We start from the raw sequence: 20,992 nt of genomic DNA, 5'->3' as shown, positions 1-20,992 counted from the left end.
TGGGGCACCTCGCCGTCCCGTGGGGCACCTCGCGCCGTCATGCGCTGCGCCGCCGGGACAGGTGCGCGCCGGCCGCCGCGTCGCGTGGGCCGCCTCGGGCGGCCAGACCGGCCGCGATCCGGTCCTGGGTCTCGCTCGGCCGGTGCGCCGCGTACTTGAACTTCGCCCGTACGCCGGTCACTTCCAGCCGGACGCCACGGATGCCGGACAGCAGTCGGCCGTACGGCGCCTCGCCGACCGCGGGCCGGGCCGAGCCGCCCTCGGGCTGGAAGTGCCCCATCTGGCGTTCCAGCAGCTCGGCCTTGGCGGTCGGATCGTCCACGAGGTGCGCCGTGCAGCGCAGTTGCACCGCCGCGTAGAAGCTCGTCGGGGTGCCGTGCTCGGCGGGGGCACCCGGCGCCGCCTGCCAGGGGCCGGGGACGAACACGTAGTCGTCGACCACGCTCAGGATCACGGTCGGGTCCGCCTCCAGGGCGGGCCACAGCGGGTTGGGGCGGGCCAGATGGGTGAGGGCCTCGCCCGCGTCGGGGTCGTAGGCGAAGTGCAGGGGCTGGACGAACGGGGGCTCGCCCGCCGGGCCGTTGACCGCGAGCTGGCCGAAGTCGTGGCCGGACAGCCAGTCGCGCCATTCGGCGTCGTCGTGGGGAGCGTCCCAGGGGTGGATGAGCATCACGGCACCGCGAGGTAGTCGGGGAGCGCGGTGCCGGGGGCGAGGTCGGCCTCCGGGAGGGGCGCGCCGTAGCCCTTGCGCAGCGGGAGCACGCCGGCCCAGTGGGGGAGGGCGAGGTCTTCCGGTTCGTCGTTCACCCCGCCGGTGCGGGTCTTGGCCGAGACCTCGTTCAGGTCGAGGCGGATCACCGCGGTCGCCGCCAGCTCCTTCTTGTTGGCGGGGCGCGAGTCGGCGGCCCGGCCCGGCACGACATGGTCGACGAGGGCGTCGAGCGCGTCGCGCTTCTCCTGCGGGTCCGTCACGTCGTACGCGATGCCGTGCACCACGACCGAGCGGTAGTTGATCGAGTGGTGGAAGGCGGAGCGGGCCAGCACCAGGCCGTCGACATGCGTCACCGTCAGGCACACCGGCAGTCCCGGGTCCGCCTGTCCCGTCATCCGCAGCGGACGCGAGCCCGTGGAGCCGTGGACGTAGAGCGTCTCGCCGACCCTGCCGTACAGGGTCGGCAGCACGACCGGCACGCCGTCGCGGACGAAACCGAGGTGGCAGACGTAGCCCTCGTCGAGTATCGCGTGCACGGCGTCCCTGTCGTACGAGGCCCTCTCCGCGGACCGGGTGGGGATCGTGCGGTCGGTCGGGGTGTAGGCGGCGGGCCGCGTGGTCGTCTCCGGGGTCCCCTGCATGGCGTTCTCCATTGTACTAGTGCATAATGGTCTTTGTGCTAGGAGAATATCCGATCAAAGGCCGACGCGCAGCGGAGATTTCCGCGAGCATCGAGGCGGCGGTGGGGGCGGGTGCGCTGGGTCCCGGTCAACTGCTGCCGCCCATGCGGGAGTTGGCGACCGAGTTGGGGGTGAACCCGAACACCGTCGCGGCCGCGTACCGCACCCTGCGGGAGCGTGGGGTGATCGAGACCGACGGCCGGCGGGGCAGTCGGGTGCGGTCGAAGCCCGCCACGACCGGGCGCGAGTTCCTCCGGGTCGAGGTGTCGGAGGGGGTGCGGGACGCGGCCGCGGGCAACCCGGACACCGCGCTGCTGCCCCCGCTGGCGCCGGCCTTCGCGTGGGCCGCCGAGCAGGGCGACCGTGAGCCGGTGCTGTACGGACACGCTCCGCTCGAGCCCGGACTGGCGCGGCTCGCGCGGGCCGGACTCGACGAGGACGGCGTGCCGGCCGGACCCGTGGCCGTCGCCTCCGGCTCGCTCGACGCGATCGAACGCGTCCTCGCCGCGCATCTGCGGCCGGGCGACACCGTGGCCGTCGAGGATCCCGGCTGGGGCTCCCTGCTCGACCTCGTCCCGGCGCTCGGGCTGCGCCCGGTCCCCGTCGGCGTCGACGACGACGGCCCGCTGCCCGAGCAGGTGCGTCGCGCCCTGGAGGCCGGGGCGCGCGCCCTCATCGTCACCGACCGGGCGCAGAACCCGACCGGCGCTGCGGTGAGTGCCGCACGCGCGCGTGCCCTGCGTGCCGTGCTGCGGGCACACCCGCGGACCGTGCTCGTCGAGGACGACCACGGCCACGGGATCGTCGACCTCCCGCTGCACCCCCTCGCGGGCGTCACCCGGCACTGGGCGTTCGTGCGCTCGGTGGCCAAGGCGTACGGGCCCGACCTGCGGTTCGCCGTGCTCACGGGGGACGAGGTCACCCTCGACCGGGTGCGCGGGCGGCAGCGGCTCGGACCCGGGTGGGTCAGCCTGATCACCCAGCGGGCGGTGCTGCGGCTGTGGGCCGACGGGGCGGTGGACGCGCGGGCGGTGGCCGAGGCGTACGGAAGCCGGCGGAACGCGCTGATCGCGGCGCTGGCCGAGCGGGGGGTCGAGGCGCGGGGGCGCAGCGGGATGAACGTGTGGATCCCCGTGCCGGACGAGACGGGCGCCGTCGCCCGGCTGCTCCAGGCGGGCTGGGCCGTCGCGCCCGGGGCCCGCTTCCGGATCGAGGCGCCACCGGGAATCCGGATCACGGTGTCGACCCTCGGCCGGGAGGAGACCGACCCCCTGGCGGACGCGGTCGCCGCGGCGGTACGGGTGGGGGGAGCGCGGGGGTACGTCTGAGACGCGCGGCCGCCGACCGGACGCGACGTGGCGGACGCCGGTCCCTCGGGCGCCGGCACCCCGCGCCGGGTGGGCGGACCGGCCACCACACGACGCATCCTGTGCCGGGCAGGTGACTGGCCACCACGCGACGCACCCTGCGCCGGCCGCGCAGCGCGGCCCCGGCTCAGGGTCTCCGGCGCCCCCCCGCTCAGGGTCTGCGTGCGCCCCCGGTTCAGGGTCTGCGGCGGGCCTGGGTCAGGGCTGCTCCTGCCAGGACTATTGCCGCGCCTACCGGGGTCGACCAGCTCAGGGACTCGCCGAGGATCGCGACGCCCGCCGCCGTCGCGATGACCGGGATGAAGTAGGTGACCATCTGGGCGGTCGTGGGGCCGACCTCCGCGACCAGGCCGTACTGGATCAGCAGGGCGAGACCCGTGCCGAGCGCGCCCAGGGCGGCCGTCGCGAGCAGCGGGACCAGCGGGAAACGGCTCGGGAAGGTCGTGAACAGCGGGGTGACGACGGCCAGTTGGAGTGTGGCGAGCGCCAGCTGCGCTCCGGTCATCGACAGGGCCGAGGAGCCGGTGTCCGCCAGCGTGCGGCGGAGGTAGATCCAGCCGATCGGATAGCTGAGCGAGGCCAGCAGGGCCAGGGCCGTGCCCCGGGCGTCCAGGCCGTGGAAGCCCTGCCAGGCACCGAGCACCGTCAGGACGCCCAGGAAACCGAGGCCCAGTCCCGCGACGCGCAGCCGGGTCGGCCGGTCCTCCGACAGCGCCACCAGGGACAGGGCCATGCCCCACAGCGGCGAGGTGGCGTTGCAGATCCCGGCCAGGGTGGAGGGGATCGTCAGCTCGGCGTAGGCGAACAGGGAGAAGGGCAGGGCGTTGAGGAGGAACGCCGCCACCGTCAGATGCGCCCAGGTGCGGGCCCCGAGCGGCAGCCGCTCGCGCTTCACGACCATCGCGACCGCCAGCACCGCCGTGCCGAACAGCAGCCTGCCCAAAGTGACCTGGAAGGGCGCGTAGCCGTCGGTGCCCACCTTGATCAGCAGGAAGCTGAAGCCCCAGATCGACGACAGCACGCCGAAGCGCAGCCGCCAGTCGAGGGTGCGGCGCGGGCGGGTGGCGGCGGGCGGGGGCGAGGTCCGGGCGGGGGCGGTGACAGCAGTCATGAGCGTAACGATGCTGTACGTCGTCTCCTCACACAATCGAGAATATTCGAGCGATACCTCGTAGCATCGCTTACATGTTGAACCTGGAGCGCCTGCGCACCCTGGACGCCCTGGCCCGGCACGGATCGGTCAGCGGCGCCGCCCTGGGTCTGCACATCACCACCTCGGCCGTCTCGCAGCAGATGGCCAAGCTGGAACGGGAGGTCGGGCAGCGGCTCCTCGCCAAGCAGGGCAGAGGGGTGCGGCTCACCGACGCGGGGCGGCTGCTCGCCGACCACGCGTCCCGGATCCTGTCGCAGGTCGAGCTCGCCCAGTCCGATCTGGAGGCCCAGCGCGGACAGGTGGTGGGGGAGCTGCGGCTCTCCGCCTTCCCGACCGCGGCCCGCGGGCTCTTCCCCGTCGCGCTCGCCGAGCTGCGCAAGGCGCACCCGGGGCTGCGCCTGCGCTCGTGCGAACTGGAACCGGAGCGCGGGGTCGCGGGCGTGGTCCGCGGCGACCTCGATCTCGCCGTCGTCCTGGACTGGTACAACAAGCCGATGCCGGTGCCCGACGGCCTGGTCAAGGCGCCCATCCTGGATGATCCCGCCGATGTCGCGATGCCGACCGCGCACCCCCTCGCGGGCCGGGACGAGGTCGATCTGGCGGAGTTCGCCGAGGACGAGTGGATCACCTGGGGCGAGGGCGAGTTCTGTCACGAGTGGCTGATGTTCACGCTGCGCTCCCGGGGCGTCGAGCCGATCGTCGGCCACCGGGCGGCCGAGACGCACACCCAGCTCGGTCTGGTGGCCGCCGGACTGGGCGTGTGCATCGCGCCCCTGCTCGGACGGCACCCGGTGCCGGAGGGCGTGGTGACGGTTCCCCTGCGGCAGCGGGTGCGCCGGCATGTGTATGTGCTCTGGCGGGCGGACGCCGACCGCCGCCCGTCGATCCGGGCGGCGGTCGCGGCGCTCAAGGCGGCGGGGCGGGCCGTGGGCTGAACCGCGGGCGGGCGGTGCGCCGAACCGGGGGCGGGCCGTGGGCCGAACGGTCCTACAGACCGCCCAGCTTGCGGAAGTCCCAGGAGACGATCTTCGTCGGCTTCAGCCGCACCCACGCGTGCCGCCCGTCGTGCGGCATCGCGTCCAGGCCGAAGTTCTTGCGGGCGAACAGCGTCTCCACGGCGTCGAGTTCGGCGCACAGCTCGCCGGTGCGCGGGCTCTCGCCCACGAACTCCACGGCGCCGGACAGCTCGACGCCCCGCAGTGCGTCGTACTCCTCGCCCGTGTCGATCACGATCGCGACCCGGGGATCGCGCTTCAGGTCCGCCCAGCGCTTGCTGCGCACGACCGAGTACAGCCACAACGCCGTGCCGTCCCAGAGGAACCACAGGGCGCTGACGTGCGGGGCGCCGTCGGTGGACACGGTCGCGACCCGGCAGGTGCGCTGGAGGGTGAGGAACGCGTCCAGTTCACCCGGCGACATCATGATCTTCCGGCCCCGGCGCTGCGTGACGGTCATCCGGCCCCCTCATTCTTTTCTTGTGTGGACGTGCCGCTCTCCTGAAAATCCGTCAGGAAAGCATGGGTGTTCTTCCTTCTGCGCGCAATGGCGGCTACCGTCGCCCGCCGCAGACCGACGCCAGGAGGAGTCATGCCGACGTACGAACAGCTCAGCGCCCTCCTCGACCCGGCGAGCACCGTGCTGATCACGGTCGAGTGCCAGCGGGGCGTCGTCGGGCCCGATGCCGCGCTGCCCGAACTCGCCCGTGAGGCACGGGAGTCGGGGGCACTCGCCAACGTCGCCCGGCTCGTCGACGCCGCTCACGCGAGCCGCGTCCAGGTCGTGCACGCCGTCGCCGAGCGCCGCCCCGACGGCCTGGGCGCCAACCGCAACGCGCGGCTGTTCCGCGCGGCCGAACGGCTGCCCGTCCAGCAGCTGGCCGGCACCGACGCGACCCGCCCGGCGCCCCCGATCGAGGTGGCCGAACAGGACCTCGTGGTCCGGCGGCTGCACGGACTGTCGCCGGTCCAGGGCACCGACGTCGACGCCCTGCTGCGCAACCTGGGCTGCCGCACGCTGGTCGTGACCGGAGTCTCGGCGAACGTGGCGATCCCGAACACCGTCTTCGACGCCGTCAACCGCGGTTACACGGCCGTCGTGCCGTCGGACGCCATCGCCGGGGTGCCCGCCGACTACACCCCCGCGATGATCCGCCACACCCTCGCACTGGTCGCCACGGTCGCGACCACCGACGAGGTACTGGCGTGTCTGCGGCGGCCCGCCGTCAGGCCAGCGTGATCGAGTCCCCGCTGACGGTGATCGACACCTCGGGCAGCGGCTTCTGCGCGGGGCCGCTCTTCACACTGCCGTCCGTGATCGAGAAGTTGCTGTTGTGACAGGGGCAGTTGATCACGCCGTCACTGATGCTCTTCACCGCGCAGCCCTGGTGGGTGCAGACGGCGGAGAACGCCTTGTACGTGCCCGCCGTCGGCTGGGTGACGACCACCTTCTCGGAGGCGAACACCTTGCCGCCGCCCTCGGGGATGTCGGCGGTCGTGGTCAGCGCGGAACCGGCCGCGGCGTTGTCCCCGCCCCCGGTGCCGCCCGTGCTCGCGGCCTCCGACGTGCCGGCCGAGGCGGAGGAGCTCGACGAGTCGTCGTCGGAACCTCCGCACGCGGTCAGCGCCACGGCGAGCCCCGCGGCTCCGGCGGCTGCCACGACGGTGCGGCGGGCGGGCCCCGACGCGGACTTGATCGATGCGCTGGTCATGCTGGAGGTTCCCTTCGAGGGGGTGCGTGGATCTGCCGAGAGGTACGAGCCGCGGGCGCCGGTCGTTCAGCACCCCCGCCAAGTCCGGACAGTGTCGAGATCTTGACCCGTTCGAGATGAGTGCGGCGTAAGCCAGAGCTGTCGCGGAGCTGTCGGCCGCGCATCGTGCCAGGCCCAGTAGCCTGGGGCGATGCTCAAGGAAGTCACCGCGACCCGCTTCGTCACCCCCCTGCGTGAGGGCGGCTCCCTGCCGGGACTCGTCGAGGCCGACGACTTCGGTCTGTACGTCATGAAGTTCACCGGCGCCGGACAGGGCCGCAAGACGCTCGTCGCCGAGGTGGTCTGCGGTGAACTCGCCCGCAGGCTCGGCCTCCGGGTGCCCCGCCTGGTGACCGTGCGGCTGGACATCGTGCTGGGACTCGGCGAACCCGACCAGCAGGTACAGGAGTTGCTGAAGTCCAGCGGCGGCACCAACCTCGGCATGGACTTCCTCTCCGGAGCCCTCGGCTTCGATCCGCTCGCCTTCCCGGTGAGCGCCGAGGAGGCGGGCCGGATCGTCTGGTTCGACGCGCTCGTGAACAACGTCGACCGGTCCTGGCGCAACCCCAACCTGCTGGTCCACCGCGGCGACCTCTGGATGATCGACCATGGCGCGACCATGATCTGGCAGCACAACTGGCCCACCGCCGAGACCTCCGCGGCCCGCCCCTACGACGCCGGCGACCACGCCCTCGCCCGGTTCGGGCCGGACGTCGCGGCCGCCGCGGCGGAACTGGCGCCGCTGATCACCGCCGACCTCCTCGCCGAGGTGACCGCCGAGATCCCCGACGTCTGGCTGGCGGACGAGCCCGGTTTCGACACCCCGGACGCGCTCCGCCGGGCCTACGCGGCCCCGCTGCTCGCCCGGGCCGCCGTCATCCACGACCGCATCAAGGGGACCAAGTGAACGAGCGCCACATCATCCGGCCGGGTCAGGGCGGCGACCGGGACGTCTTCGAGTACGCCCTGCTGCGCGTCGTACCGCGCGTCGAGCGCGGCGAGTGTGTCAACGCGGGCGTGCTGGTGTACTGCCGCGGCCAGGACTACGTCGGTGCCCGCACCCACCTCGACGAGGCGAAACTGCTGGCGCTGGACCCGGAAGCGGACGTGGCCGGGGTGCGGGCCGCGCTGCGGGCGGTGGAGGGCGTGTGCGCCGGTGGCGCGTCGGCGGGACAGGCGGCGCACGACGACGCCGGACGTCGCTTCCGCTGGCTGATCGCGCCCCGCTCGACGATCGTCCAGCCGGGCCCCGTCCACACCGGGCTCACCACCGATCCCGCCGCCGAGACCGAGCGGCTGCTGGAACTGCTGGTGAGGTAATGGATCACACCCGCGCCGTGTGGCGTTGACACCGGGTGCCAGGGCTTCTAGCGTCACGTCTGCCGAAGGTACTAAGCGGTCGCTCACCACTCGGGCGCATCCAGATTTTCTCAAGGGCGAGGAGAACCAGCAATGTCCACCACTGAGCAGCGGGTCGCCGTGGTCACGGGCGCGGCGCGCGGCATCGGAGCCGCCACCGCCGTACGGCTGGCCGCGGAGGGCCGGGCGGTCGCGGTCGTCGACCTCGACGAGGCCGCCTGCAAGGACACGGTCGAGAAGATCACCGCGGCGGGCGGCAAGGCCCTCGCCGTCGGCGCCGACGTCTCCGACGAGGCCCAGGTCGAGGCGGCGGTCGCACGCATCGTCGAGGAGCTGGGCGCGCCGACGATCCTCGTCAACAACGCGGGCGTGCTCCGCGACAACCTGCTGTTCAAGATGAGCGTCGCCGACTGGGACACCGTCCTCGGCGTGCACCTGCGCGGCTCCTTCCTGATGACCAAGGCCGTCCAGAAGCACATGGTCGACGCGGGCTTCGGCCGGGTCGTCAACCTGTCGTCCTCCTCGGCGCTCGGCAACCGCGGTCAGGCCAACTACTCCGCCGCCAAGGCCGGTCTCCAGGGCTTCACCAAGACCCTCGCCATCGAGCTCGGCAAGTTCGGCATCACCGCCAACGCCGTCGCCCCCGGCTTCATCGCCACCGACATGACCGCCGCGACCGCCGCCCGGGTCGGCATGGGCTTCGAGGAGTTCAAGGCCGCGGCCGCCACCCAGATCCCCGTCGCGCGCGTCGGTGAGCCCGACGACATCGCCAACGCGATCGCCTTCTTCACGAACGAGGCCGCCGGCTTCGTCTCCGGGCAGGTGCTGTACGTCGCCGGCGGACCGCTCGACTAAAGGCCACCAGGGAGCACTAGGAAGCACTGGGGATCACATGACTGAACTGCCCGCACTCTCCGGCAAGGTCGCCCTCGTCACGGGCGCCAGCCGCGGCATCGGCTACGGCGTCGCCGAGGCGCTCGTCGCCCGTGGCGACCGGGTCTGCATCACCGGCCGCAACGAGGACGCGCTCAAGGAGGCCGTCGAGCAGCTCGGCGCCGACCGGGTCATCGGCGTCGCCGGCAAGGCGCACGACCTGGCACACCAGGCCACCGCCGTCGAGCGCACCATGGAGGCCTTCGGCCGGGTCGACTTCCTGGTCAACAACGCCGGTACGAACCCGGTGTTCGGGCCGATCGCCGACCTCGACCTGGACGTGGCCCGCAAGGTCTTCGAGACGAACGTGGTCTCCGCGCTCGGCTTCGCGCAGCGGACCTGGCACGCCTGGCAGAAGGACAACGGCGGCGCGATCGTCAACATCGCCTCCGTCGCGGGACTCTCCGCCTCGCCCTTCATCGGCGCTTACGGCGTCAGCAAGGCCGCGATGATCAACCTGACCCAGCAGCTGGCGCACGAGTTCGCGCCGCGCGTGCGGGTCAACGCGATCGCCCCGGCCGTGGTGAAGACGAAGTTCGCCGAGGCCCTGTACGAGGGCCGCGAGGCGGAGGCGGCCGCCGCCTACCCGCTCGCCCGGCTCGGCGTGCCCTCCGACATCGGTGGCACCGCCGCGTTCCTGACCTCGGCACAGTCGGACTGGATCACCGGCCAGACGCTCGTCGTCGACGGCGGGATCTTCCTCAACGCCGGCGTGGGCTGATCACGGCCTGGCCGGAATTCGACCTCCACGGGCGCCGTTTCCTGACGGAAACGGCGCCCGTGGCGTCGTTCGGGCGCCGTCACGGTCGATGACAACGTAGTCACCCAAAAGTGATCAAGAATGCTTCAAGGGCGTGGGTTCACGGCGCCTGGGGCTGCGGTATGGTCTGCCAACCCTTGGCATGGCAGATCGAGGAGCGTGCGCGTGTTCAACCGGAACCGATCCTTGCAGCAGATGGCGGCGATCGTGTCCATATCCCTGGTGGCCGGATGCAGCCTCCTGGGAGAGGAGAGCTCCGACGATGCCGGACCGATCGTCGTGGGCACCACCAGTGCTCCCAGCACGCTCGACCCCGCCGCCGCCTGGGACGGCTCCTGGGAGCTGTTCCGCAACGTCTACCAGACGTTGCTGAACTACCCCAACGGAGCGACGAGCCCCCAGCCGGACGCCGCCGAGTCCTGTGAGTTCACGGACAGTTCGAACCGCACCTACAAGTGCGACCTGCGCGAGGGCCTCAAGTTCTCCAACGGTGACACGCTGGACGCGAAGGCCGTGAAGTACTCGATCGACCGCATCCGGACGATCAACGCGGACACCGGTCCGAACGGACTCCTGGGCAGCCTCGACAGCGTGGAGACCAAGGGCGAGCGGCAGGTGCTGTTCCGGCTCAACAAGCCCGACGCCACCTTCCCGTTCGTGCTCGCCACCCCGGGCATGTCCCTGGTCAACCCCGACGACTACTCCGCGAAGGCCCTGCGCAAGGAGGACGGCATCGTCGGCTCCGGCCCGTACCGCCTCCAGTCCTACGAGCAGGGCAAGCAGTCCGTCCTGGTGCGCAACGACAACTACAAGGGCTTCGCCGACCGCAAGAACAACGCGGTGACGATCCGCTACTTCCAGGACTCCGGCGAGATGGTCAAGGCCCTGCGCGGCGGCGACATCGACATCACGTACCAGGGCCTCGCCGCCGACGACATCGTCGACCTCGACGGCAAGACCGCCGCCAACGAGGGCCTCCAGCTCATCGAGGGCGCCGGCAGCAACATCAACTACCTGGTGTTCAACCCCAAGGACCCGTGGTCCGAGAAGGTCGCCGTGCGCCGGGCCGTGGCCCAGGTCGTGGACCGGGCGGCCATCGCCCACGAGGTCTACAAGGACACGGTCGAGCCGTTGTACTCCATGGTCCCGTCCGGCCTGACCGGCCACACCACCGGCTTCTTCGACTCCTTCGGCGACCCGGACAAGTCCAAGGCCCGCAAGATCCTCACCGAGGCGGGGATCACCGAGACCGTCCCGCTCACCCTCTGGTACACCACCGACCGCTACGGCTCCGACACCGCTCTCGAGTTCAAGGAGATCAAGCGGCAGCTCGAAGCCTCGGGCCTGTTCTCGGTCACGCTGAAGAGCCGCCCCTGGAACACCTACGTCGTGGGCTACCAGAAGGGCGAGTACCCGGTCTTCGGGCGCGGCTGGGCCCCGGACTTCCCCGACGCGGACAACTTCATCGCCCCCTTCGTCGGCGACCAGAACGCCCTCGGCACGCCCTACCCGGCGAAGGAGATCACCCAGGTCCTGCTGCCCCGCTCCCGTGGCGAGAGCGACCGGGCCAACGTGGTGAAGGACTTCGAGGAGGCCCAGCAGATCCTCGTCGACGACGCCCGGCTGCTCCCGCTGTGGCAGGGCAAGCAGTACCTCGCCTCGTCCGAGGACGTCTCCGGCGGCGAGCGGTCCCTGGACCCCTCGACGATCATGATGGTGTGGGAGCTGACGCGGAAGACCAGCTGGTAGGCGGTCGGCGACCGGTCCGCGGCGCCGGTTGTCAGTGGTCGCCTGTAGGTTCTGTGCTCTGCAAGTGACCGCACGACACAAGGACGTTGACGTGACCGACATCGCCATGCTGCCCGAGTCCTGGCGCGGGATTCTGGGCGACGAACTCCAGCAGCCCTACTTCAAGGAGCTGACGGAGTTCGTCGAGGAGGAGCGCGCGGCGGGTCCCGTCTATCCCCCGCGCGAGGAGGTCTTCGCCGCGCTCGACGCCACGCCGTACGAGCGGGTGAAGGTGCTCGTCCTCGGCCAGGACCCGTACCACGGCGAGGGGCAGGGGCACGGTCTGTGCTTCTCGGTGCGGCCTGGGGTGAAGATCCCGCCGTCCCTGCGCAACATCTACAAGGAGATGCACGCGGAGCTGGACACGCCGATCCCGGACAACGGCTACCTGATGCCATGGGCCCGGCAGGGCGTGCTGCTGCTCAACGCGGTCCTCACGGTCCGTTCCGGTGAGGCGAACTCGCACAAGGGCAAGGGCTGGGAGAAGTTCACGGACGCGGTGATCCGCGCGGTGGCCGACCGGCCCGACCCGGCCGTCTTCGTCCTGTGGGGCAACTACGCGCAGAAGAAGCTCCCGCTCATCGACGAGAGCCGGCACATCGTGGTCAAGGGCGCCCACCCCTCGCCGCTGTCGGCGAAGAAGTTCTTCGGTTCCCGGCCGTTCACGCAGATCAACGAGGCGGTCGCCCGGCAGGGCCACGAGCCGATCGACTGGACGATCCCGAACCTGGCCGACCAGGCCTGACCCGAAGCGCCCCGCTCCGACGCGCCCCCGACGCGGCCCGGGGCGACCGCGAGGCGCGCGCCTGCCGCCGGGCCGGTTCCTCCGCGGACCGGCACGGTGCCGCCTGACCGGGATTGCCCGGGCCTGCGGCTAGCGTCGTCGCAACGACGCAAGGAGGCCGAGGTGGCGGAGCGACAGGGGCAGACGGTGCCGGACGCCCTGCTGACGCGGATCGGGCAGGTCGTGATGCTGCACCACGGGGGAGACCGCGAGGAGGCAAGGCGCCGGCTCCTCGACCTGTGGACGGAACTCGGCGAGGACGGCGCCCCGCTGCACCGCTGCACCCTCGCCCACTACCTGGCCGACACCCACGACGACCCCTGCGACGAGCTGGCGTGGGACCTGCGGGCGCTCACGGCGGCGGAGGAGCACCGCGGCTCGGCCGAGGTGCGCGCCCTCTACCCGTCCCTGCACCTCAACCTGGCGGCGGACTACGCCAAACTCGGCCGCGCCGAGGCAGCCCGTACCCATGTGCGCAGGGCCCGTACGGCTGCCGTGGCACTGAGGGACGACAGCTACGGGGACGGCGTACGGGCGGCGATCAGCCGGATGGAACGGAGCCTGGGGGACGGCGAGGACGACGGCGGATGGGACGGGCGGGGCCCGCTGAAGCGGGAGTGGTGAGACCGGCGGGGCGCATGACGTGACAGACGGGGCGGCCGCCCCGAGCAGCGCCGGCCGGGGCGACCGCAGTGGCGCGTCACGGCCGCCCCGGCGAACGCTCTCCCGACGACCGCGGAACCTGAGCCCGACGACCACGGAACCTGAACCTCGACGACCGCGGAACCTGAGCCCGACGATCACGGCGCCTGAACTCCGGCGGTCAAGGCATCCGAACCCGACGATCACGGCGCCTGAACCCCGGCGACCACGGCACCCGAGCCCCGAGCTCCACGGCTACCGCACCCTCACCGCCCGTAGGCCTGCTCGCAGATCGCCGCCTCCGGGCTGTCGCCCTGCCATCCGCCGTACGTCCTGCCGAGCGCGCACACATCGGTGTTCCTGCGCACCTCCTCCGCCACGTCCGGGATCTCGACGCGCGGCGGGGTGTGCCGCCGGGCCTCCGGGTGGGCCGGCCGCCCGTGCGGACGGGAACGCGGCGCGGGCGCCGGCCCCGAGCCACCGGACCCGGCCGGCGCGCCGGTCCGCCGCCGCTGCGCCGGCGTGGACGGCGCGGCCGGTCCCGGCTTCCGGGAGGGCCCGACCATCTCCAGCGCCTCACGGACCGGCGCCTGCACGACCTGCACCTCGGTCCGGCCCTCCGGCCGCGGCACGGACGGCTGTGACGGCGCCGGGACGGGCCCGGGCGCGGCCGGGTGCTGGACGGTCACGCATCCCGCGAGGGCCGAGACGGCCACGGTGACCAGGAGCGTTGCGGTAGTCGTCGTTCGCTGCACCCGCGCCACTCTGGTGGTTGCGCCCACCCGGGCAACAGCGGAGCGGCGGAGGTTGCCCCGCACGGGTGATCCCGTACCCCGTACGAGGGACCGGCCGCGCCCGCGCTGACGTCACTCGCCGGTGAAACCGTCGATGCGTTCCCGGATCAGGTCGGCGTGGCCGTTGTGCCGGGCGTACTCCTCGATCATGTGGGTGTAGATCCAGCGCAGGCTGTACGGCTCGTCGGTGAACCTGCTCCGGCCGCGCGACAGCTCGGCCAGGGCGAAGCCCGCCGCGTGCCGCCGGGCGACCTCGATCTCGGACTGCCAGGTGGCGAAGGCCTCCGCCCAGGTGTCCCGCTCGGTGGGTCGGAAGGCGCCGTCTTGGTCCCCGTCGCTCCGGTGGATCGGGCCCGCGTCCTCGCCCACGAGGACCCTGCGGAACCAGCCGCGCTCGACGTCCGCCATGTGCCGCACCAGACCCATCAGGGACAGCTCGGACGGTGGCACCGAGGCGGTGCGCAACTGGGCGTCGGTCAGTCCCTCGCACTTCCACGCCAGCGTCTGCCGGTGATGGTCCAGCCAACCCTCCAGCATCGCGCGTTCGTCGGCGTTCTGGGCGGGTGCGGTGCGCTGCGTCGTCATGTCGACATGGTGACCGGGGGCCGGCCGCCGCCACCACGGGTTTTCGGTCCGCACCCGTCGAGGACCGGCGGGCGGCGCCCGGGGAAGGGCCCCGTATGCTGCCGTTCGGACAGGCCGGGCGGTGGGCCGGGCGGCAGTACAGCTAGCGAGGGAGCGCCCGTGAAGGTCGGCTGCATCGGACTCGGCGACATCGCGCGGAAGGCGTACCTGCCGGTGCTCGGCGCGCTGCCCGGGGTCGAACTCCACCTCCAGACCCGCACACCGGCCACCCTCGACCGGGTCGCCGACGGCCTGCACCTGCCCCGGGAGCGGCGCCACCACGACCTCGACGCGCTCCTCGCCACCGGCCTCGACGCCGCGTTCGTGCACGCGCCCACCGCGGCCCACCCCGAGATCGTCTCCCGGCTGCTGGAGGCGGGCGTCCCCACGTACGTGGACAAGCCCCTCGCCTACGAACTCGCCGACTCGGAGCGGCTGGTCACGCTCGCGGAGGCACGGGACGTGTCCCTCGCCGTCGGCTTCAACCGGCGCCTCGCGCCCGGCTACGCCCAGTGCGCCGACCACCCGCGCGAGCTGATCCTGATGCAGAAGAACCGGGTCGGCCTGCCCGAGGAACCGCGCACGATGATCCTCGACGACTTCATCCACGTCGTCGACACCCTGCGCTTCCTGGTGCCGGGCCCGGTCGACGACGTCACCGTGCGCGCCCGCGTCGAGAACGGCCTGCTGCACCACGTCGTCCTCCAGCTCGCCGGGCCCGGCTTCACCGCGCTCGGCGTGATGAACCGGCTCAGCGGCTCCAACGAGGAGATCCTCGAGGTGTCCGGACAGGACACCAAGCGCCAGGTCGTCAACCTCGCCGAGGTCATCGATCACAAGGGGCAGCCGACCGTGCGGCGGCGCGGGGACTGGGTGCCGGTGGCCCGGCAGCGCGGCATCGAGCAGGCCGTCCTGGCCTTCCTCGACGCGGTGCGCGCCGGCAAGGTGCTCAGCGCCCGGGACGCGCTGGCGACTCATGAGCTGTGCGAGCGGGTGGTACGAGCGGTGCGGGAGCAGTCCTCCGCGTCCTGACCGTCCGCGCGCCCTCCGTGAGGGCGAGGGCCAGCAGCACCAGCAGGGCGCCGTGGACCGGCCAGTCGCCGTAGCGGACGTACGGGGTGACACCGTCGGCGAGCGGGACGTCGTAGACGGCTGTCGCGCTCGCGTCCGTGCCCAGCCACGAGCCCACACGCCGGCCACTCGCGTCGTACACGGCCGAGACGCCGGTCAGGGTGGAGTGGACGAACGGCCGCCCGGTCTCCGCGGCGCGCAGCGCGCCCAGCGAGGCGTGCTGCGCGGGCGCCCAGCTGTGCTGGAAGGACGAGGTCGACGACTGCGCGACCAGCACGTCCGCGCCGTCCGCGGCCAGGTGCCGGCTCATGTCGGGGAACGCGGTCTCGAAGCACACCATCGGCCCGATCCGCAGCCCGTGCCCGGCGTTCATCACGACCTGCTCGGTGCCGCGCCGCCGGTCCTCCCCGGCGGCCTTGCCGACGGAGGTGGCCCAGCCGAGCAGGGAACGGGCCGGTATGTACTCGCCGAACGGCACCAGCCGCATCTTGTCGTACCGGTCGCCGGTCGGGCCCGCGGCCCCGATGAGCATCGAGGACTTGTAGATGCCGGGCCGGTCGGATCGGCGGGCATCGACGTTGACGAGGATGTCGGCGCCCGTGACGCGGGACAGTTCCGCCAGACGCCGGGCCAGGTCCGGGCGGTCGTCGAGGTCGTAGCCGACGCTGCTCTCGCCCCAGACGATCAGATCGACGTCCTGCCCGATCAGCCGCCGGGTCAGCTGCTCCTCACGGTCGAAGCGCCGGTCGGGGCCGTCGATCACCCCCGGCTGCACGACGGCGATCCGGGTCTGTCCGCCGGTGTCGGGGCGCGGCGCCCACATCCAGGCGGCCGAGGCCGTGGCGGCGGTGGCGACGAGCCCGGCGACGGCAGGGGAGCGGGACCCCGGAACGCTGACCAGAACGGCGGCCGCGACGTTGACCGCCACCACCAGGAAGCTGAGCAGCCACACCCCGCCGACGGAGGCGAGCCGCAACGCGGGCTCCACCTGCCACTGACTGGCGCCGAGCATGCCCCACGGCCCGCCGAGCCCCTGCCAGGAGCGGACGAGCTCGATCGCCAGCCAGCCCGAGGGCAGCACCAGCAGCGCGGCGAACACCCGGCCGCGGCTCGGGATCACGTCCGCCGCCAGGAACCGGCGGACCAGCCACGCCCACGGAGCCCACAGGGCGCCCAGCAGCGCGGCGATGACCAGGGTGAACACATGCAGGCTCGGCAGCAGCCAGTGGTGCATCGCCAGCATGAAACCGAACCCGCCGCTCCATCCGTCGTACGCGGCCCGCCTGTCCGTCGGCGCCGAGCGGACGAGCAGGATCCACGGGACGAGCGCGAGAAAGGCCCACCACCACAGGGCCGGCGCGGGGAACGCGAGCACGGGCAGCGCGCCCGCGCCGACGGCGACGGCCGTACGCCGCCAGGGGGAGGTGACCCAGAGTCCGAACGTCTTCATACGGCACCTCCCTACCCGCTCGGGATGCCTTCAGTGTGCGCGCCGCCGACGATCTCCGACAGGGGGCGTGACGATCGCCTCCTCCGCGCCTGCCGTCGATCGCCTTCCGCCGGGCGCCGCCCGCGGTGCGCCGCCCCCCTCCGCCGCCTCAGCCGGGCAGACGCCGCCACTTCTCCCGGACGACGACCTCACGCACCCGCCATCCGTCGGCCGTGCGCAGCAGACCGAAGGAGTACCTGCCGCCGCACACGAAGTCCGGCGGCCCGGCCGTCGAGTCGTCGTGGTCGGCGGCGAGTCTCATCGGGTTGACGTAGTCGGCCTGGACCACGGCCGTGTCGCCGGTGTCCTGCTCCAGAACCCCGAAGCGCACCCGGCGGTTGACGATGAGGTGCTGGCGCATCGCGAACACCCGCAGGTTCTCCGCCAGCCATGAGGCGACGTGTCCGGCTTCCCCCTCGATCCCGCCGGCCGAGCGGTAGTCCGCCCGGCCGTCCGATGTGAACAGTTCCCGGTACGCCGCCCAGTCACCGTCGTCGACCGCCACCGCGTAGTCGGTGACCAGTCCGTCCACGGCCAACCGGTCCATCACGGCGGCGAGTTCCACACGCTGCGTCATGGCCCGAGTGTTGGGCACGCGGGCTGCTCAGCCAAGCTCCGTGCGGGAACGATCCGGTATCCCGCTATCCCGGCGTCCTGCTATCCCGGTGTCCTGCTATCCCGGTGTCCAGGCATGCCGGTGCCCGCGAGGCCGTCAGCCGTGGAACTCGGTGAGGTCGATGGCGTGGATGTTGAGCGGGTGTCCGTGCACCGGGTGCACCGTCTCGCGTTCCGGAGCCATGCCGAGCTTGCGGCTGACGTTCTCGGAGGCTTCGTCGCCGATCCGGATGATGCTGATGACGCGGTCGAGGCCCCGGTCCTGGAGGGCGAACTCAAGCGTCGCGTGGGCGGCCTCGGACGCGTATCCCTGGCCCCAGAAGGGGGATCCGAACCGCCAGCTGATCGCCACCTCGGACCGTGCCTCCGGCAGGAAGTCAGGCACCGACAGGCCCGCGAAACCGGCCAGTTCGCCCGAGGCGAGGAGTTCCACGGCGAAGAGTCCGAAACCCTCCTCGTCCCACTCCTCCTCCCACTTCTCGATGGCCTCCGCCGTCTGCTCCAGATCGAGCACGGAGCCGTCGTCCACCCAGCGCATGACCTGCGGATCCGCGTTGATGTCGGCCATGGGCACGAGGTCGTCGTCGTGCCAGCGGCGGAGGAGGAGACGGGGGGTGCGGATCTCGGTCATGGAGACCATCCTGCCCAAGGCGGGTGCCTCACCGTTAATCGGGGCGGTACGGCCCGGACGCGCTCAGCGGTCGGAGTCGCCGTTCTGATGGCGGGAGATCTGTCCCCGCGCCGTGCGCCAGTGGGACCGCGTCCGCTCGACCAGGGTGTCCCACTGCTGCCGGACCTCGTGGTCGGACGGACGGTGGCCATGGCGGATCCGGACGAGTTCGTCCCGCACCTCGCGCCCCAGCGCCGACGATCCGACCAGGACCAGCATGACGGCGAAGAGCGCGGAGATCATCGCGAAGACCGCGCCCACCACCCCGTAGCGCGCGGCGTAGGAGTTGAACAGCCGCGGCAGATAGACGGCCGCGCCCACCGAATAGGCCGCCGACAGCACGGCCGCGGTGATGCCGAAGGGGACGAGGTCCGGCCACTCGATCCGTTTCGCGGACAGCAGCCACCCGCTCCAGACGAGGAACGCGGCGGTCACGGGCACCTCGCACACCGAGGCGACCAGCCCCAGTTCGCCTTCGCCGAGCAGCGCGGTGAGCGCGGCGGTGCACGCCGCGTAGCCGCCCAGGCCGAGGATCCACCACAGGCCGTTACGGGTGTTGCGCACGCTGAGCGGGCTGAGTTCCCAGGTCTGCTCGATCAGCCGCTGCGCGGCCCGGGCGAAACTGAGGGTCGAGATCGTCAGGAACACGGCCCCGAAGGCGCCCACGCCGGCGCTGTTGCCCTCGGTGGGAGAGAAGAGGGTGCTGACGGCCGTGGCGCCCGCTCCGGTGAGGTGGTAGCGCCTGATGAGCTGCTCGGCGGCGTCGTAGTCGGCGAAGCTGCTCACGACGGCGCCGATGAGGATGGAGAGCGGGACCAGCGCGGTCAGCGCGCTCGAGGCCAGGGCCATCGACCGGTCGAAGCCCACGATCTTCTGGAACCGGTTGATGACGCGCAGCGTGAAGGCGGGTCGCAGCCAGAACGTCAGCGTCCTGACGAGGCGCTCACGCTTGATCCTCGCCGTCCTGCCCTCCAGGAAGATCGTGTCCGTTGTGGCGACGCGAGCGTAACGGAACGCCGCGATGCGGACACGGGGCGACACGGGCGGCGCGGCGAGACGGCCCCTGAAGTCCGGCCCGGGGCTCAGGCCGCTCTGACGACCTCGCCGCGGATCGCGATGGCCCACTCCACGACGAGCAGCTCGTACTCCGCCCGCTCCTGGGCGGAGAGCGAACCGCCCGCACGCAGCCAAAGGGCCCGGATCCGCTCATTTAACTCGGCAGCGGACCGCACGGAACCAGAGGGCACAGAGTTGGGGGACATGCGCCAAGCGTAGGCGCAAGCACTGACACTGCGCTACCGGACGGCTACGCGCACGGTTATGGGGTTGGTCACGGCTGATCGATCAACTGCGTTGACGGCCCGCGGTGTTCGGGTCGGCGGGCCGGTCCGTGCGGTGGTGCCCCGCCCCACGGGCCGGGGCAGAGCGGCCGGGGTCAGCCCGCCGACTCCGCCGCGTGCGGGCTCAGCGAACCCGTCGCGACCAGGGCGATGATCACGATGCCGAGCACGACGCGGTAGTAGACGAACGGCATGAAGGACTTGGTGCTGATGAACTTCATGAACCAGGCGATGACGGCGTACCCGGACACGAACGCGATCACCGTCGCGAACATCGTGGGCCCCCACGCCACGTGACCGCCCTCGACCGCGTCCTTCAACTCGAAGACGCCGGAGGCCAGTACCGCCGGGATGGCCAACAGGAAGGAGTAGCGGGCCGCGGCCTCGCGCTTGTAGCCCATGAACAGACCACCGCTGATGGTGGCGCCGGAGCGCGAGACGCCGGGGATGAGCGCGCAGGCCTGGCAGAGGCCGAAGATCAGGCCGTCCTTGACGCCCAGGTTCTCCAAGGTCTTGCGCTGCTTGGGCGCGCGGTGCTTGCCGCCCGACTCGTCGCGGGCCGCCAGCCGGTCGGCGATGCCGATCACGATGCCGACGACGACGAGCATCGTGGCGGTGATCCGCAGATCGCGGAACGGCCCCTCGATCTGGTCCTTGAGCGTCACGCCCAGCAGGCCGATCGGGATCGAGCCGACGATCACCAGCCAGCCCATCTGGGCGTCGTGGTCCTTGCGCATCGTCTTGTCGAACAGCGACCGGCTCCACGCCGAGATGATCCGGCCGATGTCCTTGCGGAAGTAGATCAGCACCGCGGCTTCCGTGCCGATCTGCGTGATCGCCGTGAAGGCTGCGCCGGGGTCCTTCCAGCCGGAGAACGCGGCGGTCAGCCGCAGGTGCGCGCTGGAGGAGACGGGGAGGAACTCGGTCAGCCCCTGGACGAGTCCGAGGATGAGGGATTCAAACCAAGACATGAGGTTACGGAGTCCAAGTGCCGATCGGAGAGGGCGACGGCGACGGTCGGCCCGTCGCGCGCGATGATCAGGTGATCAAGTGTGTGCCGAGGGAAGCGTAGCGTTCCCGGGTGACAGCCCCGGCACAGGGGTTTCGCAGCCGCCCCCCGAGCACTCCCACCGGCCCGAACCCGCCCCTCGCCGCACGAGCCCCGAGAAACCCCCACACACGGCGCCCGCACCGCGCCCCCCAGAGCCCGTTCACGCGGTCGCCGCGTGCCGCTCCCCTCGGCATCCTGCCGAGGAGGCCGCCGTGCGCCGCGATCCGAGGGCCCCGTTTGCGGGGTCGCCGTGCGCCGTCCGTCGGCACCCCGCTGACGGAGAGGGCTGGGGCGCCGGGCGCCGCGATCCCAGGGTCCTGGTGACAGGGGCCCCGGCGCCCTGCCGGGGAGGCCGTCATGCGTCGCCGGGGAGGCCGTCGTGCGTCGCCGCCCCGCCCCGCGGCCTCCCGCACG

Annotated in this window: 24 protein-coding genes; 11 read left to right on the top strand and 13 right to left on the bottom strand. The window is 72.0% G+C overall.

Features of this window, described 5'->3' with window-relative positions; translation table 11 throughout:
* Positions 1 to 37: 37 nt before the first annotated feature.
* Positions 38 to 670 carry an FMN-binding negative transcriptional regulator gene (locus AOQ37_RS23095; protein WP_062646507.1) on the bottom strand — a complete coding sequence of 211 codons (633 nt, stop codon included), beginning with the start codon at positions 668 to 670 and terminating at the stop codon, positions 38 to 40.
* Complete coding sequence (locus tag AOQ37_RS23090) at positions 670 to 1,353, bottom strand: pyridoxamine 5'-phosphate oxidase family protein (protein ID WP_062646506.1); 684 nt, start codon at positions 1,351 to 1,353, stop codon at positions 670 to 672. Before AOQ37_RS23090 ends, AOQ37_RS23095 begins: the two co-directional genes overlap by 1 nt.
* Positions 1,354 to 1,388: 35 nt before the next feature.
* Here AOQ37_RS23090 and AOQ37_RS23085 point away from each other — a divergent pair, with 35 nt between their 5' ends.
* Positions 1,389 to 2,720: an aminotransferase class I/II-fold pyridoxal phosphate-dependent enzyme gene (locus AOQ37_RS23085; RefSeq protein ID WP_062646592.1), complete on the top strand. Its 1,332-nt coding sequence runs from the start codon at positions 1,389 to 1,391 to the stop codon at positions 2,718 to 2,720.
* A gap of 214 nt (positions 2,721 to 2,934) precedes the next feature.
* Here the strand turns inward: AOQ37_RS23085 and AOQ37_RS23080 are convergent, their stop codons facing one another.
* The gene (locus tag AOQ37_RS23080; protein ID WP_062646505.1) at positions 2,935 to 3,870 is read right to left on the bottom strand and encodes a DMT family transporter; all 936 of its coding nucleotides are present in this window, start codon (positions 3,868 to 3,870) and stop codon (positions 2,935 to 2,937) included.
* A 74-nt stretch (positions 3,871 to 3,944) separates the two neighbouring features.
* Here AOQ37_RS23080 and AOQ37_RS23075 point away from each other — a divergent pair, with 74 nt between their 5' ends.
* Positions 3,945 to 4,847 carry a LysR family transcriptional regulator gene (locus AOQ37_RS23075; RefSeq protein WP_062646504.1) on the top strand — a complete coding sequence of 301 codons (903 nt, stop codon included), beginning with the start codon at positions 3,945 to 3,947 and terminating at the stop codon, positions 4,845 to 4,847.
* Between the two features lie 52 nt (positions 4,848 to 4,899).
* Here the strand turns inward: AOQ37_RS23075 and AOQ37_RS23070 are convergent, their stop codons facing one another.
* Positions 4,900 to 5,367, bottom strand: coding sequence for a pyridoxamine 5'-phosphate oxidase family protein (locus tag AOQ37_RS23070; RefSeq protein WP_062646503.1), 468 nt, complete (start codon positions 5,365 to 5,367; stop codon positions 4,900 to 4,902).
* Between the two features lie 132 nt (positions 5,368 to 5,499).
* Between AOQ37_RS23070 and AOQ37_RS23065 the strand changes: the two genes are divergently transcribed.
* Positions 5,500 to 6,147 (top strand): cysteine hydrolase family protein, encoded by a 648-nt coding sequence (locus tag AOQ37_RS23065; RefSeq protein WP_062646502.1) that lies wholly within the window; start codon positions 5,500 to 5,502, stop codon positions 6,145 to 6,147.
* Here AOQ37_RS23065 and AOQ37_RS23060 read toward each other — a convergent pair.
* On the bottom strand, positions 6,134 to 6,619 hold the full coding sequence (locus AOQ37_RS23060; protein WP_062646501.1) for a Rieske (2Fe-2S) protein: 486 nt from the start codon (positions 6,617 to 6,619) through the stop codon (positions 6,134 to 6,136). The two genes, AOQ37_RS23065 and AOQ37_RS23060, sit on opposite strands and share 14 nt — an antisense overlap.
* Positions 6,620 to 6,809: 190 nt before the next feature.
* On the opposite strand from AOQ37_RS23060, the gene AOQ37_RS23055 reads away from it, so the two are divergent.
* The 7 genes from AOQ37_RS23055 (at position 6,810) to AOQ37_RS23025 (ending at position 12,906) form a co-directional block, all read left to right on the top strand.
* A complete protein-coding gene (locus AOQ37_RS23055; protein ID WP_062646500.1) occupies positions 6,810 to 7,565 on the top strand; it encodes a HipA family kinase in 756 nt (251 codons plus the stop codon).
* Positions 7,562 to 7,978, top strand: coding sequence for a DUF3037 domain-containing protein (locus tag AOQ37_RS23050; protein WP_062646499.1), 417 nt, complete (start codon positions 7,562 to 7,564; stop codon positions 7,976 to 7,978). Before AOQ37_RS23055 ends, AOQ37_RS23050 begins: the two co-directional genes overlap by 4 nt.
* Before the next feature lie 132 nt (positions 7,979 to 8,110).
* A complete protein-coding gene (gene fabG / locus AOQ37_RS23045) occupies positions 8,111 to 8,872 on the top strand; it encodes a 3-oxoacyl-ACP reductase FabG (protein ID WP_062646498.1) in 762 nt (253 codons plus the stop codon).
* Between the two features lie 37 nt (positions 8,873 to 8,909).
* Positions 8,910 to 9,671, top strand: coding sequence for an SDR family oxidoreductase (locus AOQ37_RS23040; protein WP_062646497.1), 762 nt, complete (start codon positions 8,910 to 8,912; stop codon positions 9,669 to 9,671).
* A gap of 204 nt (positions 9,672 to 9,875) precedes the next feature.
* Positions 9,876 to 11,459, top strand: coding sequence for an ABC transporter substrate-binding protein (locus tag AOQ37_RS23035; RefSeq protein WP_062646496.1), 1,584 nt, complete (start codon positions 9,876 to 9,878; stop codon positions 11,457 to 11,459).
* Positions 11,460 to 11,550: 91 nt separating this feature from the next.
* Entirely contained in the window at positions 11,551 to 12,243 is a 693-nt protein-coding gene (ung, locus tag AOQ37_RS23030; protein WP_062646495.1) for a uracil-DNA glycosylase, read from the top strand.
* A gap of 162 nt (positions 12,244 to 12,405) precedes the next feature.
* Positions 12,406 to 12,906, top strand: coding sequence for a tetratricopeptide repeat protein (locus AOQ37_RS23025; protein ID WP_062646494.1), 501 nt, complete (start codon positions 12,406 to 12,408; stop codon positions 12,904 to 12,906).
* 284 nt (positions 12,907 to 13,190) lie between these two features.
* On the opposite strand, the gene AOQ37_RS23020 is transcribed toward AOQ37_RS23025, so the two are convergent.
* Positions 13,191 to 13,679, bottom strand: coding sequence for a hypothetical protein (locus AOQ37_RS23020; RefSeq protein ID WP_062646591.1), 489 nt, complete (start codon positions 13,677 to 13,679; stop codon positions 13,191 to 13,193).
* A 111-nt stretch (positions 13,680 to 13,790) separates the two neighbouring features.
* Complete coding sequence (locus AOQ37_RS23015) at positions 13,791 to 14,303, bottom strand: DinB family protein (RefSeq protein WP_062646493.1); 513 nt, start codon at positions 14,301 to 14,303, stop codon at positions 13,791 to 13,793.
* Between the two features lie 159 nt (positions 14,304 to 14,462).
* Here AOQ37_RS23015 and AOQ37_RS23010 point away from each other — a divergent pair, with 159 nt between their 5' ends.
* Positions 14,463 to 15,374 (top strand): Gfo/Idh/MocA family protein, encoded by a 912-nt coding sequence (locus AOQ37_RS23010; protein ID WP_062646492.1) that lies wholly within the window; start codon positions 14,463 to 14,465, stop codon positions 15,372 to 15,374.
* On the opposite strand, the gene lnt is transcribed toward AOQ37_RS23010, so the two are convergent.
* The 6 genes from lnt to AOQ37_RS22985 all read right to left on the bottom strand — a co-directional run bounded on the left by lnt (position 15,292) and on the right by AOQ37_RS22985 (position 20,498).
* Positions 15,292 to 16,863, bottom strand: coding sequence for an apolipoprotein N-acyltransferase (lnt, locus tag AOQ37_RS23005; protein WP_062646491.1), 1,572 nt, complete (start codon positions 16,861 to 16,863; stop codon positions 15,292 to 15,294). The genes AOQ37_RS23010 and lnt overlap by 83 nt on opposite strands.
* 148 nt (positions 16,864 to 17,011) lie before the next feature.
* Positions 17,012 to 17,479 carry a nuclear transport factor 2 family protein gene (locus AOQ37_RS23000; protein WP_062646490.1) on the bottom strand — a complete coding sequence of 156 codons (468 nt, stop codon included), beginning with the start codon at positions 17,477 to 17,479 and terminating at the stop codon, positions 17,012 to 17,014.
* Between the two features lie 135 nt (positions 17,480 to 17,614).
* On the bottom strand, positions 17,615 to 18,148 hold the full coding sequence (locus AOQ37_RS22995; RefSeq protein WP_062646489.1) for a GNAT family N-acetyltransferase: 534 nt from the start codon (positions 18,146 to 18,148) through the stop codon (positions 17,615 to 17,617).
* Between the two features lie 63 nt (positions 18,149 to 18,211).
* Positions 18,212 to 19,228, bottom strand: coding sequence for a YhjD/YihY/BrkB family envelope integrity protein (locus AOQ37_RS22990; protein WP_062646488.1), 1,017 nt, complete (start codon positions 19,226 to 19,228; stop codon positions 18,212 to 18,214).
* Between the two features lie 41 nt (positions 19,229 to 19,269).
* A complete protein-coding gene (locus tag AOQ37_RS38945; RefSeq protein WP_078890313.1) occupies positions 19,270 to 19,449 on the bottom strand; it encodes a hypothetical protein in 180 nt (59 codons plus the stop codon).
* Positions 19,450 to 19,622: 173 nt separating this feature from the next.
* Complete coding sequence (locus AOQ37_RS22985; protein WP_062646487.1) at positions 19,623 to 20,498, bottom strand: undecaprenyl-diphosphate phosphatase; 876 nt, start codon at positions 20,496 to 20,498, stop codon at positions 19,623 to 19,625.
* Between the last annotated feature and the right edge of the window lie 494 nt (positions 20,499 to 20,992).

This window comes from Streptomyces maremycinicus (assembly GCF_001184025.1).
Classification (GTDB): domain Bacteria; phylum Actinomycetota; class Actinomycetes; order Streptomycetales; family Streptomycetaceae; genus Streptomyces; species Streptomyces maremycinicus.
Note: the sequence above shows the minus strand (reverse complement) of the source record. Positions and strands in the feature narration are given on the sequence as shown.